The 17,164-nt window shown below is 46.1% G+C and carries 14 protein-coding genes; 9 read left to right on the forward strand and 5 right to left on the reverse strand.

Annotation, left to right across the window (positions count from 1 at the left end; genetic code table 11):
- Positions 1 to 29: 29 nt before the first annotated feature.
- From HPS54_RS02415 to HPS54_RS02430, 4 genes are all read right to left on the reverse strand, one after another.
- Positions 30 to 1,709: a right-handed parallel beta-helix repeat-containing protein gene (locus HPS54_RS02415; protein ID WP_253951915.1), complete on the reverse strand. Its 1,680-nt coding sequence runs from the start codon at positions 1,707 to 1,709 to the stop codon at positions 30 to 32.
- Between the two features lie 53 nt (positions 1,710 to 1,762).
- Complete coding sequence (locus HPS54_RS02420; RefSeq protein WP_172343881.1) at positions 1,763 to 3,871, reverse strand: aceric acid hydrolase; 2,109 nt, start codon at positions 3,869 to 3,871, stop codon at positions 1,763 to 1,765.
- Between the two features lie 419 nt (positions 3,872 to 4,290).
- Positions 4,291 to 4,692 (reverse strand): N-acetylmuramoyl-L-alanine amidase, encoded by a 402-nt coding sequence (locus tag HPS54_RS02425; RefSeq protein WP_172343882.1) that lies wholly within the window; start codon positions 4,690 to 4,692, stop codon positions 4,291 to 4,293.
- A gap of 234 nt (positions 4,693 to 4,926) precedes the next feature.
- Positions 4,927 to 5,028: a smalltalk protein gene (locus HPS54_RS02430; protein WP_172343883.1), complete on the reverse strand. Its 102-nt coding sequence runs from the start codon at positions 5,026 to 5,028 to the stop codon at positions 4,927 to 4,929.
- A gap of 159 nt (positions 5,029 to 5,187) precedes the next feature.
- Between HPS54_RS02430 and HPS54_RS02435 the strand changes: the two genes are divergently transcribed.
- Complete coding sequence (locus tag HPS54_RS02435) at positions 5,188 to 5,403, forward strand: DUF4248 domain-containing protein (RefSeq protein ID WP_172343884.1); 216 nt, start codon at positions 5,188 to 5,190, stop codon at positions 5,401 to 5,403.
- Positions 5,404 to 5,652: 249 nt separating this feature from the next.
- Here the strand turns inward: HPS54_RS02435 and HPS54_RS02440 are convergent, their stop codons facing one another.
- Positions 5,653 to 6,069 carry an HU family DNA-binding protein gene (locus tag HPS54_RS02440; RefSeq protein WP_172343885.1) on the reverse strand — a complete coding sequence of 139 codons (417 nt, stop codon included), beginning with the start codon at positions 6,067 to 6,069 and terminating at the stop codon, positions 5,653 to 5,655.
- A gap of 850 nt (positions 6,070 to 6,919) precedes the next feature.
- On the opposite strand from HPS54_RS02440, the gene HPS54_RS02445 reads away from it, so the two are divergent.
- The 8 genes from HPS54_RS02445 to HPS54_RS02480 all read left to right on the forward strand — a co-directional run bounded on the left by HPS54_RS02445 (position 6,920) and on the right by HPS54_RS02480 (position 17,161).
- Positions 6,920 to 9,103: a VapE domain-containing protein gene (locus HPS54_RS02445; protein ID WP_172343886.1), complete on the forward strand. Its 2,184-nt coding sequence runs from the start codon at positions 6,920 to 6,922 to the stop codon at positions 9,101 to 9,103.
- Between the two features lie 544 nt (positions 9,104 to 9,647).
- Complete coding sequence (locus HPS54_RS02450) at positions 9,648 to 11,027, forward strand: lipopolysaccharide biosynthesis protein (RefSeq protein ID WP_253951908.1); 1,380 nt, start codon at positions 9,648 to 9,650, stop codon at positions 11,025 to 11,027.
- Entirely contained in the window at positions 11,015 to 11,755 is a 741-nt protein-coding gene (locus tag HPS54_RS02455) for a glycosyltransferase (RefSeq protein ID WP_172343887.1), read from the forward strand. The genes HPS54_RS02450 and HPS54_RS02455 overlap by 13 nt, the downstream gene beginning before the upstream one ends.
- A gap of 23 nt (positions 11,756 to 11,778) precedes the next feature.
- On the forward strand, positions 11,779 to 12,822 hold the full coding sequence (locus HPS54_RS02460; protein ID WP_172343888.1) for a GumC domain-containing protein: 1,044 nt from the start codon (positions 11,779 to 11,781) through the stop codon (positions 12,820 to 12,822).
- A gap of 46 nt (positions 12,823 to 12,868) precedes the next feature.
- Complete coding sequence (locus tag HPS54_RS02465) at positions 12,869 to 13,843, forward strand: GumC domain-containing protein (RefSeq protein WP_172343889.1); 975 nt, start codon at positions 12,869 to 12,871, stop codon at positions 13,841 to 13,843.
- Positions 13,844 to 13,847: 4 nt separating this feature from the next.
- Positions 13,848 to 15,107, forward strand: a complete 1,260-nt coding sequence (locus HPS54_RS02470; protein WP_172343890.1) for an O-antigen polymerase — start codon at positions 13,848 to 13,850, stop codon at positions 15,105 to 15,107.
- Positions 15,108 to 15,152: 45 nt separating this feature from the next.
- Positions 15,153 to 16,277, forward strand: coding sequence for a glycosyltransferase (locus HPS54_RS02475; protein WP_172343891.1), 1,125 nt, complete (start codon positions 15,153 to 15,155; stop codon positions 16,275 to 16,277).
- Positions 16,274 to 17,161, forward strand: coding sequence for a glycosyltransferase family 2 protein (locus HPS54_RS02480; protein ID WP_172343892.1), 888 nt, complete (start codon positions 16,274 to 16,276; stop codon positions 17,159 to 17,161). The genes HPS54_RS02475 and HPS54_RS02480 overlap by 4 nt, the downstream gene beginning before the upstream one ends.
- Positions 17,162 to 17,164: the final 3 nt, after the last annotated feature.

A 17,164-nucleotide genomic window follows, 5' to 3' on the forward strand; every position in this document is an offset into this window, starting at 1 on the left:
AATATTTAATTTTGATACACCATACTTGATTATTTTATACCTGCATTGTTCTTTATGCTGTCGGCAACAGCCGGACCGTTGTTTTCCCAAGTGTTGCCCGGACCGTTTGCGTTCTTCAGGTATTTTTCCGCAGGTGTCCAGTTGTTTCTTACCGTTATGTAAGAAGAACCCTCGTCCGTATAGAGATAGAACCAATGGTTCGGGTCGTGGGCATATCCGGGAGAGTAAATGTCGCGTACTACATTCTCCTCGATGAATGAGTGAGGTTGCGAACCGAGAGTGTAGATACCTGCCGTGTCGTACATGTGCTTTGCATAATGATGTATAAGGTTGTGGCACACACGGTTGTTTGCCATCGAGCATACCTGTCTGTTCCAGCCCCAGCCCATGCTGACGCCTGTGTACGATATTTCGCTTATCTCGTTGTGACAGATATTGATGTTCCTTACAAAACCGGCTCCTATACCCACACATCCCCAGTCTTCGTTTGTAACGTTTGTAATGAGGTTGTTGGTAATGCTAAGCCCGTTGCAGATTATTCTTCTGTCGGTCGGGTCATAAGGCAGATGTGCCTCGTGTGCCTCCGGACCGAAACTTCCTGCCAGTATGCCGTTGCCTCCAACGTCTTTCAATGTGCATCTGTCCACACTTCCACCTTTTATATAAGTATGGTAGTCAACGGCAGTAGAAGCGATGTGCTCGAAAGTACATTTGCTGAAGTTGACGTTCTCGGCTCCGTTGATACTCACCGCAGCCGAAGGTCTGCCCACCCAACCCTGATTGTCAAGTTTGTGGTCGCCGTTGGGGCGTATCATTTTCGGGCGCAGCTTGTATGCTTCTATCATATACATGCCTGCTTGTAACGGGGCGTGTCCGCTTATCGACGGATGCAACCATGTGGAATGGCTGAATCTTACTCCCTCGAATGTAACGTCTTTTACCGGATTGTCCGGTGTACCCTCTACCTTGACCAGTGTTTCTATTGCCGGCACTTCCACGTCGGCGGTCTTCATGTTCTCGCCTTTGCGCGGCATGTAGTAAACCTTGCCTGCCCTTGTGTCGAGATACCATTCGCCCGGAGTGTCAAGCAGTTCCTTGGCGTTTGTCAGATAAAACGCCGAGTTGCGTCCGTTCGATGTTACCATTGGCGAGGGCCACGGGTGCATGAAGTGTATGTGACTTTCAGGATTATGGAAAGTTACGGCTGCGCTGTCTCCCATTATCTTTATGTTCTTTATACGAAGGTTCGCCACGCACCACATTTCGTGCAGCACCATTTCCGCATTCCTTGCATTGACGATTTTCCTTACGGCTGCTGCCGGAACATATATCACTTCCTTTTGCTTGTCAAGACTGCGTATGCGGAACATATTTTCGAAGTCGTCGACATCTCTTGCCCTTACTGCTTTCTTGCCGTTTATCCACATTTGTCTGAACTCCAACGGGCGTCCGTTGAACTCCGGTACATCGGCAACATACATCTTGCCCTCCTTACGCCAGCCTTCTATTTTTATTCCGCCGCTTATCGTGACGTTGCCTTCAGCCACAATGCGTGTGCCGTTGTCTTCCGGTCTGATTATTACAGGCTGGTTGAGGCGGTATGTGCCTTCGGTCAGTTTGATGCAGATGTCTTTGGCATTGTTGAGCCTCCGTTCCTCGCGAGCCTGTTGCAATGCTTTTTCTATTGCATATTCGCCCGGCTTTACCATAAGGTCGGTGGCATTGATTACTGTGCCTGCAAAAGCGGCAAAAAGAACGGTTGTTAAAGTCCTGCGGGTATCCATACTGTCATTTCGCTTTTGCCTCTGTTTCCCCATGCGTAGTAAGGAATAAGGCGTATTTTTACTTTTTCTTTATCTGTCTTCACTTCCCTGTACAGTGTTCCGGTCCATGGCTTTTCTGCACGGTTTATTGCTTCCGTTTCAAGTGCCATAATACGACTTCCGTCTATTTTTGTTTCAACCGGAGTGAACTTGGCGTCGAGCGGAATGGCAATGTTGTCTATGTCCGTACCGTTGAGGTCGTTGCTTTCGATGCAATATACAATAGGACCACGTTGTACGGCTATCTGTCCGCGGCTTTCTTCAACAAGAGGATTTGCCTCGATGAGCCGTGTCTCCATAGGTATGTCTATATTTATCACATCTCCTTTCTTCCATTCGCCGGTCAGTTCCATGTAAGACGACTTGCTGTCTGTCTCTACTTTCATCCTTCCGTCGGCTGTTGTGGCAACGGCTTTCTTTGCCCAGTCCGGTACCCTCATCTTGAAACTGAAGTTCTTCTTGCCTTTAAGTTTCGTAATGGTGAGCTTTATCTTTCCGTCCCACGGATAGTCAGTCTCCTGCTTTATTTCGATGTCTCCCACATTATCAATCTTTGTGCTGAGCGTGTTTGCACCATACATATTTATATATAGCTCCCTGTTGCCTACGGAGTATGCGTAGTCCTGTGCCTGACATAGCGTGCGCAGTGTGTTCGGCGGGCAGCAGAAGCAGCTGATATATTCGGTACGTTCCTTGGGCCAGCGCAGTTTGTATGGCAGCTCGTCCGACATGCGCATGGGGTTGGTATAGAAGTATTTCTTACCGTCAAGGCTTATTCCGGGCAGAATGCTGTTGTAGAAACAGTTCTCTACGATGTCTACATATTTTGCATCGCCTGTGGCAGAGAACATTCTCCAGTTGAAAAGCATGTTGCCAATGTTTGCACACGTCTCGTTGTGTGCGGTGGAGTGGGGCAGCTGATAGGGGCGTCCGTAGCTCTGGTGTACTTTCTGCACGTTGTCCGGCTTGTAATCCGTTCCGTCGGGCGATGTGCCGTCGTACAGCGCGCCGCATGCTCCCGTTATGTACATCTTGCGCGTAACAATGTCGTTCCATATCGATGTGAGGTTCTTCATCAACTGTTCCTCACCGCTTTCCAGGTAAAGGTCTGCCACGCCTGCATACAGATAGTTTGCCCTTACGGAGTGTCCCATGGCGTTGTATTGTTCGCGGAACGGAACACGGTCCTGATTGTCGTCCGTGCCGTTTTCCACCATGCCGCGTATGTCTATCATTCCCTTTGCGGTCTTCAGATAGCGTGGATTGCCCGTTTCGCGGTACATCTCGGCTATTGCCATGTAGTGCGACGGGCACACGGCGTTGCGTGCCAGTGCCTCGGCGTTGTTCTCATAGAAAGAGCATAGGAAGTCGGCGGCCTTTACGGCACAGTTGTATAATGTAGTCTGTCCTGTTGCACGCTTGTGTACCAGTCCGGCGGTTATAAGATGTCCCAGGTTGTATGTCTCGAAGTTGAGACTGTTGCCGAATGCTCCGTCTTTGGCGGTACCGACTTTCGTTCCTACCACCGTGTTGTCTATTTCTTCCTGTGTGGCTTCCTTGCCTGTGTTCTTTTCCAGTTCGGCAAGACGCTTGTTCAGTTCTGCCACAATCACCGGTGTATGGATATACCCGTCTTCACGCTGTGACTTGACTATGCAGCCGATGAAACGGTTCATTATCTTTTCCAGCTCAGGGTCTTTGTTTATCGCATATACCGAAGCTACCGCCTCGAGCCATTTGTACATGTCGCCGTCGTGGAAAGGAGGACCGTGGCGGCGCCCGCGCTTTTCTCCTGCTGCTACGAGGAAGTTATGGAAACCATGTGACTTGTCCGACTGCCATGTTTCCCACATGCTCTGTACGGATGTGCCGCTGAACACATTAAAACGCTCACCCCAGAAGCCGTCTGTCCATTTTACGGCGTTTATGGGCGTTGATGTCAATACGGCAAAACGGCTCTTACCCGTGTCGGTTATTCCGTTCTGCTGTGCCATTGAAGGTACGGCGGACAAAATGGCAAGAACCATGCCGAGGGTTGTTCTTTTCATGCTATATTATTTATTGTTGTTTTTCCTATATATGATAGACGGACAAAGATTTGTAATGTACGCTACCGGCGGCACATGTTTTATGCCCGATTTCGATTCAGGCAATATTTTTTATGCCTTTATGACCAAACGTGTAATGTCTGTTTGTATAGTCTTAGATTCTTTAAGTTGTGTACAAATATAGCGATTTTTTTATGAAAAACGCTTTGGAGGACAAAATTAAAGTATAAAAGAGCATAAAATACGGTTCTTAGGTAGCGGGACAGAAGTCTTCGTTATAATATATTTCCTCTGCATATTATGACATCCTGTGTGCGATTTTTGTAATAAATCATCCGCGTTGTAGGGAATATTGAATTTTGACACACTCCCGGTAAAAAGGATATAGATGAGGGGAGATAAAGGAAGGGATACGGCAGTTATACAAACCTCACGTCAAAACACGGACATGCTTTGGCGGCGTTAAGGTCATGATGTCCCACTACGAGAGCTCGCGGATACCGTTCTTTCAAGCGTTCCACAAGCATGTGCAGTGCAAGGAGCTGAGCCGGGGTGCGTGTGTCCTTAGGCTTTCCCGATGCATCCAGACCTCCCTCGTAACACACGCCGATGCTATGCCTGTTGTGGTTGCGGCAGTGCGCTCCCACACTCTCTTCCGGACGTCCGCGGTGCACTATGCCGTCACGTGTCACGTAGTAGTGATAGCCGATGTCTTTGAAACCACGGTGACGGATATGATCCGCGCGGCACGATTCAAAACTGAAGCTCTTGCCATCCGGTGTGGCAGAGCAGTGGATTATTATAAGTGTTATTGTTCTCATTTTGAATTAAGAATTAAGAATTAAGAATTAAGAGTTAAGAGTTAAGAATTACGAGTTACGAATTTGGAATTACGAGTTCTCTGCCTGCGGCAGATGTAGAATTATTAAATGACGAAACAACGTTCGGCGACCGAAGGGAAAGCCAATTACCTCTTGGGAAATTGATAATTTATAATTGATAATCGCAGCGAAGCGAGAACAATTTGTAATTCTTAATTCTTAACTCTTAATTAATCACATGCAGCTTTGCATTCCCAACGCCGTGGCAACGGCGGTAAGCAATCCTATCAGACCCTGTATGACAAGGCGGAAAAAGTCTTTCTTTGATTCTTTCATGATTACATTTTTTTTAATTGTAAATAAATCGGTTGTTGCCGGTTATTATCCTGTAATCCTTTGACAGTCAGCAGAATATTTAGTATATTTGTATGTGCGCAGGCGAGGTTGCGACACCTCGCCGCGACTATTGTCAAACATCTAAAAAACTACAGCATCATGGAATTCAGAATAAGATCTTACGGACGTACTGAACTCGCCCAGCTTTACTGTCCCACTGTTACCCCCGACTCTGCATACCGCAAACTGCGTGCATGGATAAAACTCTATCCCCACCTCAGCGAACGACTCGAAGAATTAGGACAGAACCCCCGCTGCCGCTCATACACCCCGGCACAGGTAAGGGCGATAGTGGAGGCGCTGGGAGAACCATGAGGAAATGAAGAATGAAGAATAAAGAATGAAGAATGAAAATTTGCATTTTATCTGTGCTATTGACATTTATATATTTGGGGGTATTGTTTATTGTTGCAATCACAGCGGTAGAATACTTACAAATCATTTCTTTAGATATGTTCTATTGCACTTGATATGTATTGTTTTTCTATCGTCATGACTACAACGGTATAATACCTGCAAATCATTCTTTAATTCTTCATTCTTTATTCTTCATTCTTCATTTTCTTAAGGTTTTTCCGTTTCCGCCCCGTACTCTGAATACTCCTTGAGCACTATCTCCTTTCTGATCTTGTTCACCGAAAGTCTGCCGGTGGCACGGGCACGCAGTTTCACTCCCCTGACGTTTGAACTTACGGCAAAGTCCTTCAGCGTTGCGGAGCCTCTCGACTGTATGCCGACGGAGAATATGGCAAGGTCGTTCAGTTTCACGTTCTTGCCGTCGAGCATCAGTTCCTTGATGCAGCTTATCATGTCCGTAAGCACACCCTTGATGACGCCTGCCGAATAAGGCGTGTTGTGCTCGGCCATGTGCCGCGCCAGCTTTTCCGTGTCGTAGGTCTCCTCGTTCACGGCACGTGCATACCAGTAACCTTTCTTGGAAGAGTTTGTACGGTTGTCCTGATAAAGTTTGTAACGAATCATAATTGTAATGGTTTTAATGGTTAATAATAAAAATGATTGTTGTTCTCTTACAATGCAAAGATACTACACCGGCATCACCCAAAAACGGTTGCCGCCGGTTGTGGGGGCTTGGTGCGGGAAGTTGCGAGTTAAGAATTACGAATTACGAATTTGGAATTACGAGTTGTCTGCCTGCGGCAGATGTCGAATTATTAAATGACGAAACAACGTTCGGCGACCGAAGGGAAAGCCAATTGCTCCCTCTTGTGGAATTGATAATTAATAATTGATAATTGCAGCGTAGCGAGAACAATTTGTAATTCAAAATTCGTAACTCGTAACTCGTAATTGATATTGATTTAAATCAATCAGACATAAGATTTTTTACATAAAAGCAATGAATATGTATGTAGTAAATATAAAATTTAGTAACTTAGCAATGTAAAAGGAAACACACGGCATGAGACACCACGGAAATAACATAACAGGACTTGCAATGACCCTGAAGGTCACTGCCACGGGCGGCATGCCCGCAGGTGGAAACGGCAACTCCAACATGTTATTGTCCTTTATTTTTGTCAGATGTGTAACGGTCTTGTAATACACAACGATTATAATTTATAATTCATAATTCATAATCGCAGCGAAGCGCGACAACTCGTAATTGGCTTTCCCTCCGGTCGCCGAACTTTGTTTCGTAACTCAAAACTCGTAATTAATAATTGACAATCGCAGCGAAGCGCGACAATTCGTCATCCGTCATTCGTAACTCGTCATTTATAATTGATAATCGCAGCGAAGCGCGAACAACTCGTAATTCGTAACTCAAAATTCTTAATTCTTAATTCTTAAATCTTAATTCTTAATTAACATGAAACAGCCCTCTACTCTAAAGACATCCTTCTTCAACGGAACCTTCGACAAAAGTCCGCGCGACATCACCCTCGCGCAAGTGTTTGACACCATCACCGGCACCATGCTCAAGAACGACACCGAGAAATACCGCGCCCTCAAAGCCATCGGACAGACCGATGCCGGCATAAAGCAGCGCATGGCGGCGATAACGCCTGCCGTGACGTGCGCCGGCGGGCACGGAGCCAAAAAGATTACAGGATATACGGGCATCGGCATGTGCGACTTCGACCATGTCGCCTCCCCCGCAGCCTGCATGGAACTGCTCCGTGCCGACAAGCACACGCTGCTCGCCTATACCACGCTCTCGGGCAACGGCATCCGCGTGCTCTTCCGTTACGCCGTGGACGGCACGCCACTTCCGGACATCACCCCGAAGACATACGAACGTGCCTTCCACACCGGCAACGAGTACTTTGCCGCCCTCCTCGGTACCGACTACGACGACAAGTGCAAGAACCCCAACCGCCTCTCCGTGATATGCCACGACCCCGGCGCATGGTTTAACCCCGATGCTGAGCCCGTGGCATGCATGTCACGGGTAGAGCCTCCCACCGATGCCGTAGCACACCGTGGCTCCGTCGCGCCCGCACATCCGCTTTCCATAGACGACGCTGCCGCCCGTGCCGAGAAGATCCTCGCCTCGGAAGGCGTGATATACGCCGAGGGCAACCGCAACTGCTACATCATGCGCACCGGATACATGCTCAACAAGATGGGCATACACGCCGACGAGGCACGCCGGTGGGCGACGGCACGCTTTGCCGACTACGGCACGAAAGACGTGGAGAACATCATGCGCTCGTGCTACACCCACACCTCCGAGCACGGCACGTGGCGCCAACGCCCCTCGCCGTCGCACCGCGAACCAAGGACACTGCGCGACGTGCGTTCACAGCACGGCGAAAAGACATGCCGCCGCAAAACGAGCGCCAAGGAGAAAGAAGACTTCATCAGAAAGCAGGCCCTCATACGCTACAACACCGTGACACGCCGTATAGAGATAAAATGGCACGGTGAAAACAACTTCCGCAACATAACCGACCGCGACGAGAACACACTGTGGCTGATGATGGACGACAACGGCTTCGCAACATCGCCAAAGGAGATACACAATATCATAGCGAGCAACCACACAACGAGCGTCAACCCCTTCGCGCTTTACTTCGACGCGCTCGAGCCGTGGGACGGAAAGACAGACCATATAGCACGGCTGGCGGAACACGTACACGTGACAGACGGCACCGCCGGCGGCAACAAGAAAGAGGTGCAACAACGTTTCACGCAGATGTTCCGCATGTGGATTACGGGCATGGTGGCATCGCTGCTGTCGGACAAGGTGATAAACCACGAGATACTGGCGCTCATCGGAGAGCAGGGCATATACAAGTCAACATTCTTCGAGATGCTCCTGCCGCCCGAACTGCGCATATACTTCAACGAGAGAGGCAACAGCAACATGACCGACAAGGACTCCATACTCGCCATATCGCAGTATGCCATGATATGCTTCAGCGAGATCGACTGCATGAGCCGCAAGGAGCTGAGCGTGCTGAAAGCCCTCACAACCATGCAAAGCACCAACGAGCGCGCACCCTACGACCGCTATCCCGAGGAACGCAAGCACATAGCCTCGTTCTGTGCCACGGGAAACAACCGCGAGTTTCTCAACGACGACACCGGCAACAGACGCTGGATGGTGTTCGAGGTGAAGGCCATCGACAATCCCAGAGACATGGACTACAACCACAAGGGTATATACGCCCAGGCGCTGCACCTGTGGAAAACAGGCTTCAGATACTGGCTGACGGACGAGGACAACCGCGAGCTGGAAAAGCAGAACAGCAACTTCGTGACCCCCGACATAGCATGCGATCTAATAACGAAGTACTACCGCCTGCCACAGCCCGGCGAGACGGCAGAGCTGGTGAGCACGGGCGAAGTGCTGGAACGCATCACATGCAACTACCGCGGAAAGATAAGCAGCACCCGGATAGGCATGGCGATGAAACGGCTCGGCGTGGAAAGAATCAAACGGCGCAACGGCAATGTCTACAAGCTGATAAGCCGCACACCGGAAGAATATAACCGCAAGAGATATGCCGACATCCCGGAACCCGTATCAGACGACATGCCCTTCTGAAAATCGTCCCCTCCGTAACCTCGTGTGGAACCTTGCACAGCACCGCAAGGTTCCACACGAGGTTTCACAGCACTGTAATATACATATAATCAGCGACTTGCATCCTTAAAGAATGGAATTTGTGGAGGGTGGAACCTTTTTTTTGAAACTTTATATGATAAACATACAAAAATCAGCAGCGGTAGCCCACCATGATAAATATGCAATTTTTCTCGCGTAAGTTTTAGAAAAAAAGGTTCCACACCCTCCACAAATGCTTTTTTTGTCACTCTTACGTGTTGTGCAAATGTTTGAGACACAATGTGTTGTAATGTCGCTTTACTTTTGTGGAGCCTTTGTGGAGGGTTGCAAGGTTCCACAACCCTCCACAGCCCCCTGTCATACTCCCGGATTACATGCTTGTCATCCTAAAATCCTGATTATCAATTATAAATTATCAATTATCAATTCCCATAACCCATAGCTTTACGCCCCGTAACCCATAGGTTTACGTGTCATAAACCTATGGGTTATGCAATAAAAGGCATATGTTAAGCGTTGTTATATGAGACGAATGAGAAAAGTGACATTGAAAGATACTATATCCTGCATCTCCGGCAGAGACGCCAATGTAAGAACGGCCTTGATAAGAAAGAATATAATATTCTCTTTTCTTATAAAGGGTTGGTCGGGACTGGTGTTGCTTTTGCTCGTGCCTGTCACCTTGAACTGTCTCGGAGAATATCAGAATGGTGTGTGGCTCACTCTGTCATCTTTGCTTGTATGGATTGATCATCTGGATATCGGGTTAGGTAATGGTTTGAGAAATAAGTTGGCAGCGACCATGGCTCACGGTGATATGCGTGAAGCACGAGAGTTGGTATCGTCCACGTTTTTCATGCTGATATTCATCATCCTGCCCATGATGCTTGTGTTGTGTGCCATTGCATGGCATATTGACGTGTATTCACTGCTTAATGTGGTTCATGGCGAAATACATGGTATGCATAAGATAGTGGTATTGTGTATAATACTGGTGTGCAGTACATTCATCTTCAAGTTTATCGGAAACTTCTATATGGGTTTGCAGCTGCCTGCGGTCAACAATCTGATCGTAACGTGTGGGCAAACACTGACCCTTGTGTTAACGTATGCCGTCTGGTTGACAGGACACGGATCATTCCTTGTAATAGCAGTTGTCAACACCGCATCACCGTTGATAGTGTACATTATGGCATACCCTTACACTTTCTTTGTAAGATATAAGGCGTTACGTCCGTCTTTTTCCTTTTTCCGCATCGAGACGGCGAAAGGTCTTTTCACCATAGGAATAAAGTTCTTCATATTACAGATGTCCGGAATAATACTTTTTTTCACTTCAAACATAATAATATCCCACCTGCTTTCACCCGCGTCAGTAACTCCATATCAAATTGTCTACCGATATTTCACTATTGTCATACTTGCATTCACAATACTAAGTACGCCGTATTGGAGCGCAACAACCGATGCATACGAGAAGGGAGACATGGGCTGGATAATACAGTCGCATAGGAGAATGATGAAAATGACGCGAGGTCTTCAGCTCCTTATAATACTGATGGCTGTCGTGTCGCCATGGTTTTTCAATATATGGATAGGGGAGGAAACTTATATTCCGGTAGCGCTCACGGCTGTGACAGCTTTGTATGTGGGCGTACTGATAGAGAGTCTTAGTTTCTCGTATTTCCTTAATGGTGTCGGTGCACTGTTTCTTCAGGTGATTTTTACAGCCGGTGCTGCGCTTGCTTTTATTCCCGTCACATATCTTGCTTTCTCACTTGTACCCGATTCGTGTAGCATAGTATTGGCAATGACTGTGGTAAATCTGCCAAGTATGATATGCAACCGCATGCAATTCAAGAAAATAACCACATATAAAGCAAACGGAATATGGACAAGATAAACAACAATATACCTGTAATCTCTGTTATCACCGTGTGTTTCAACAATAAAGACGGACTGGAAAAGACCCTGAAAAGTTTTGCAGCACAAAACTTTTCGCAGAAAGAGATTATAGTCGTGGACGGAGGCAGTCATGACGGAACAGAAAAAACTATACAACGGTATAAAAACATAATAGATCACTTTATCTGCGAGTCGGACAACGGAATATACGATGCCATAAACAAAGGCATACGCCGGGCTTCGGGCAAATGGGTAGTGTGTATGAATGCCGGAGACATCTTTGCGTCAGACACAGTGCTGAGTGAGATTTTAGATCGTGATATTCCGGGCGACAAGCAGTTCCTGTATTCAGATTATGCAGAGATTGACGGACATGGGAAAATCACAATAAAGCCAAGCGACAGAAAAAAAGGACTCGTTTTCCACCAATCGGCTATATACCGTCGCTCGCTTCATGATGAATACGGATATTATACCGTCACACGTCCCTATACCGTGTCAGATCTCATGTTTTTTCTTGCCGTACCGGAGAGGTTGTACATGAAAGTGGATACGGTGATATCGTTAAGTGATACATCGGGAATATCAAGACAGGGACTGTGGTGTGCCAGAAATGCTTTATGTATGCGTGTTGTTTATGGAATAGAGAACATGCATATAGCATATGTTAAATATTGGAAATACATACTGACGGTAATTCTGAGAAAGATAACAAGAATAAAATAAGTAAACAAGCATATAGAAATAATATGACAAGCGATAAAAAAAACATTGATCTGTACCGTCTGATGAAACTGATATTGTCAGACAGAAAAAAAATAATTGTTTACTGTCTTACAGGTGCAATAGTTGGAACTGTAATAGCGTTCAGCATTCCGAAGATATACAAGACCGGGGTTATGCTGGCCCCTGAATCATCGGGAGCCGGACTTGGTTCGGGACTGTCGTCAATGGCAAGTCTTGTAGGGCTTAACAAGAATATACTGAGCGGTGACGACGCCATATTTCCGGAGATATACCCTGACCTCATGCAATCTACCGATTTTGTCGTGAGTCTGTTCCCGGTCAAGGTAAAGTCAGCCGATGGGAACATAAACACTACATACTATGACTATATGGAGAAAAAGCAAAAGATATCCTGGTGGAACTATCCGAAGGTATGGGTGATAGAGTTGGTGAAGAAGATAAAAGGCGAGAGCGGAGGGGGAAAGAAAAAGATAGACCCGTTCAGGCTGACGAAGGATCAGGCAGATATTGCGTCAAATATATCCGGTAATATTGAATGTAACGTAGACAAGAAAACTTCAGTGATATCGATTGTCGTAACAGATCAGGATCCGTTAATATCGGCAACCATGGCAGACTCTGTGAAGGCAAGACTGCAGGTGTTTATCACCAGATACCGTACCAACAAGGCAAGAAACGACCTTGTATATATGGAGCGTCTTTTCGATGAGACAAAAAACGACTATATAAAGGCGCGGAGAAAATATGCCGAGTTTTCGGACTCCAATCAAGACGTAATATTGCAAACAGTCAAGGCAAAGGAGGAGGAACTGGAGAATGAAATGCAATTGAGATACAACATCTACACACAGGTGGCCGAGCAGCTGCAGCTGGCAAAGGCAAAGGTGCAGGAGAGAACACCGGCATTCACCGTAGTGCAGTCGGCAACTGTGCCCGTGAAGCACAGTAACAGACCAAAGATATTCACACTTGCCATCTACACCATGCTTGCCTTTCTCATACGCGTGTCCATGCTTGTCTACAGAAACAGGGAGACGATATTCTGAACGTCATATATGGAAAGGACGGGAGATAATGACAAGGGAAAAATATATGCATGACAAAATACAGCCGGAATGTGACAAGGAGCCGGAACGCGATATATTTAAAGAATGTCTGGCGCGCAGAAAACTGTATGCCGTAAACGGACTCTTGTCTGTTGTGCTTGCATTTATAATATGTCTGTCCGTGCCCAAGGAATATGCGGCTCGTATGGAAGTGACGGACGAGCATAAAATCAGTATGGAACTGTCGGTGGGGCTTGATCCGGTAGAGGCAATGGTAAAGAAAATGCAACTGGTGCAAGAAGGCATGCAAAATCCGGAGACATATGCCATGGTAATAGAGTCGGAGAGTTTCCTTAATCGTATGTTAAGGACAAATGTTGATAAATACGGAATGACATACGCCGAGTATCTAAGGACAATGAACAAGGAACCTTGGTGGGCTGAGCCGTTCATAACACGTGACAGCATCTATTCCCGCAGGTTGCTGGATGAAAAAATAAGATACAAGCTGTCCGGAAAATATTTTACTATAAAACTGCAGGTCAAAGACAATGATCCGGAAGTGGCCGCCGTCATGACAGACTCGTTGTGCGGCCTGTTGGCGGAATTCCTCGAGGAACACCGTGCTACCGTGAACAATGCCAAGATGAATGATGCGCTCATACAGCGCAGGGAGGCAAGAAAGAAATATCATGAGGCACAAAAAGAGTACATTGCATACGTGCAGTCACACACTGAGAGCGAACTTACCTCCGAGAATGCCGTCATCGGTGAGCTGACCTCGGAAAGAGACAACGCTTTCAATAGGTACAACCAAGCCTGCATGAAATATGAGCATTACAGACTTGCCATAAACAGAAGCCTGCCATACTTTACAGTACTTTACAATCCTACGGTGCCGACAGGTCCGTGCAGCCCGTCATGGGGAGGATATATCATGGCTTTGCTGTTAATAACATGGACATGCACCACGTGGTGGATATTATACAAGAACTCAATTCTAAAAGACAAGGAGGAGTAGGTATATGGAAATTTTCTTGCTGGTAGCATTGGGGATAATGATGCTTGCGTTCAGGAAAACAGGCTTGGGAGACTATTTCTCACCATGGATGATCACATGTGAGATATGGTTTGTCATGATGTTCATGACACAGTTTCAGGGAGACTTGTTGTATCCTATGAACAATCAGTTCTTTTACAGTCTGATGCTGTGGGTTCCCATATTTTGCATATCCTCGATAATCACATATAGTGTATTGCCGGCAAGGAAAGGGACAGACCGTAATGGACATCTGAGAGCAATGTCGGTAAACAAAACCCTGTTTGACATTTTTTTTGTTATAGCGGTTTTCATAACGCCTATGCAACTATATATGGTGATGAAACTTGTATCGATGTTCGACTCGCAGAATATGCTTGAGAACATACGCTTGTTGGCTGTATATGGTGACAATGACTTCGGGTTTCTTAATTATGCACACGTCATAAATCAGGTGCTTTTCGTCATAGCGCTGTGGAATTATCCCAAGACTAAAGGCTGGAAAGTGGCGGTGCTGGTTGTCACCAACCTGTTGTCTTGCTTTTCTATGATGGAGAAAAGCGGTATATTTTTCATGATACTTAGCTCCATGTTTGTGTTGTTTAAGAAGAAAATCATCCGTGTAAGGACTATTGTCACTGTTATATTTTGCATTGTCATTTTTTTCTTTCTTTTCAACAATGTAATGGCGGGGGCATACGACGATACGGGCAATGGAGAAAAGGGGATGGAGTTTCTCGACTTCTTCGCATGTTACGTGTTGTCACCGCCGGTGGCATTCGGAATGATACAGCCGGAGCTTGAAGGACAATTCGGATCTCATACGTTTCAGTACATATATTTTTTTCTCGACAGATGGGGCTGGGGGAATTATGCCGTGTACGAACGTATACAAGATTATGTGCTTGTGCCGATTCCCACCAATGTGTACACCATATTCCAACCGTTTTTTGAAGACTTCGAATACAGAGGCATAGCCTTCTTCGCGTTTGTATACGGAACGCTTTCCGGACTGGTCTACAGGTATTTCATCAACGGAAGTTCGGTTGGAAGGTGTATATACGCTCTTGTCGTGGAGATACTTGTATTGCAGTTCTATAGTGAGAGCTTTATACAGAACATCGTTCTGTCGTTGCAGTTCGTATTCTTTGTAATACTGATTACCCAGGAAAAATACAGTCTTGACTTTTCCGAATTCTTTAAAAAGAGTCGCATAGACGTACGTAGTATAAATAAAACCTCATAGGACAAGATATACATACTTGTCACGTTAATGATAAAAAGAATACTTATGAAAAAGAACATATTGCATATTTGCAAATACTATTATCCCGAAGAGGGAGGAATAGAGACCGTGTCAAAATATCTTGTCGAGGGCTTGTCTGAATTTTGCAATACGGTTGTGTGCTTCAGCACGGACGGGAAAACACATACGGAGACCATAAACGGTACAAAAGTGTACCGTATCGCCGTCATGTTCAGACTGTCAAGTCAGGACGTGGCTCCGGCATATTATGTCAGTATACGAAACATCATCAAAGAATGCAAACCGGATATAATAAACATACATTGTCCAAATCCATTTGTCTATCCTTTGGCTGCATTCGCTCCACATGGATGTAAAATATCGTTACTTTGGCATTCGGACATACTTGCGAAAGGAGTGATGTACAAAATTATAAAACCGGTGGAGAACTATATACTGAAGAAAGCGGACTGCATAATAGCAACAAGCCCTAATTATATACATCCCACCAGTCCCATATACAGATATAGTGATAAAACCGAGGTGTTGCAGAATGGCGTGATAGTAAGTGAACTGGAGATAAGGGACGGAGATGAAAAGCGCATAAGGGAAATACATGAGAGATTCGGTGGCAGAAAACTTATACTGTTTGTTGGAAGGCATATACCATATAAGGGAATAGACTATTTGATAGAGTCTGAGAAATATATTAAGTCCGACTGCCGGATACTTATTGCCGGACGTGGACCACAGACGGAATATCTGAAATCTTTGGTAAGTTCGGACAGAATTGTATTTCTCGGGAAAGTCTCACAGGACGATCTGCGGTGCTATTATCATGCGGCAACCGTATTCGGATTTTCATCGATAACCAAGCAGGAAGCATTCGGTGTGGCACTGGCTGAGGCAATGTACTGCGGTTGCGTGCCCGTAACATTCCATATAGAAGGCTCAGGAGTGGGATGGGTTTCGTTGAAGGGACAGACAGGAGAAGAGGTCACGCTGAAGAATACGGAGGAATATGCCATGGCAATAGATAAGATACTCTCTGATGAAAAATTGAGAGACAGATATAGGGAAGAAAGTATGAAAAGGGTAAGGGAGAATTTTACGGACAAGATTTCCGTAAAAAAGGCAGACTTTATATTCAAAAAACTATTGGAAAAATGACAGTAAATGTTCTGATGTCCACATATAACGGAGAGCGTTTTCTTAAGGAACAGATAGACTCCATACTGGCACAGCAGAAAGTAGATGTCAGACTCACAGTGAGAGACGACGGCTCTTCTGACGGGACAAAACGTATATTGGGAGAATATGGGAAAGCGCTTGATTGGCATGTTGGAAAAAACTTAGGACCGGCACGCAGCTTTATGGAGTTGTTGGAAAATGCGGGGGCAGCCGATTTCTATGCTTTTGCGGACCAGGATGACTACTGGATGCCGGAGAAGCTGAAGGTTGCGACAGACATGATGCATTCTGCCGAAAACGTTCCTGCATTATATTTCAGTAGGACACAGCTGACCGATGCTTTTCTGCGTCCTACAACTATCGTGCAGACAGCCCCGCTGCTCACTTTCGGAGAATCGCTTGTATATGAGTTTATACCGGGATGTACAATGGTGATGAACAGTCGGATGCGTGATATGGTTGCACGATACAAACCAAACTATATACCCATGCACGATGTATGGATATATAGTGTGGCACAGGCGGTGGGAGCGAAAATATATTTTGACAAGACACCGCATATATTATACAGACAGCATGACAACAACACAATAGGACAAGGTTACAGCAAATGGCACGAGTGGAGCCGCAGACTGAAGAGATTTAGGAACAGTGAACACTCACGTTACCGGAGGGCCTGTGAGATAAGAAACGGGTATGCAGCAATGATGAGTCAGGAAAATGTTGAAATGCTGGACACGTTCATCGGGGCAAAAACATCATTTGTGAATCGGCTGTCATTATGCGCGGACAAAAGATTTGCATGCGCCGACAGACATACATGGAAACTTTTCAGGTTGGCAGTGCTTCTAAACTCATATTGATTT

It is taken from the genome of Xylanibacter caecicola (genome assembly GCF_013166515.1).
In the GTDB taxonomy this organism is placed as follows: Bacteria; Bacteroidota; Bacteroidia; order Bacteroidales; family Bacteroidaceae; genus Prevotella; species Prevotella caecicola.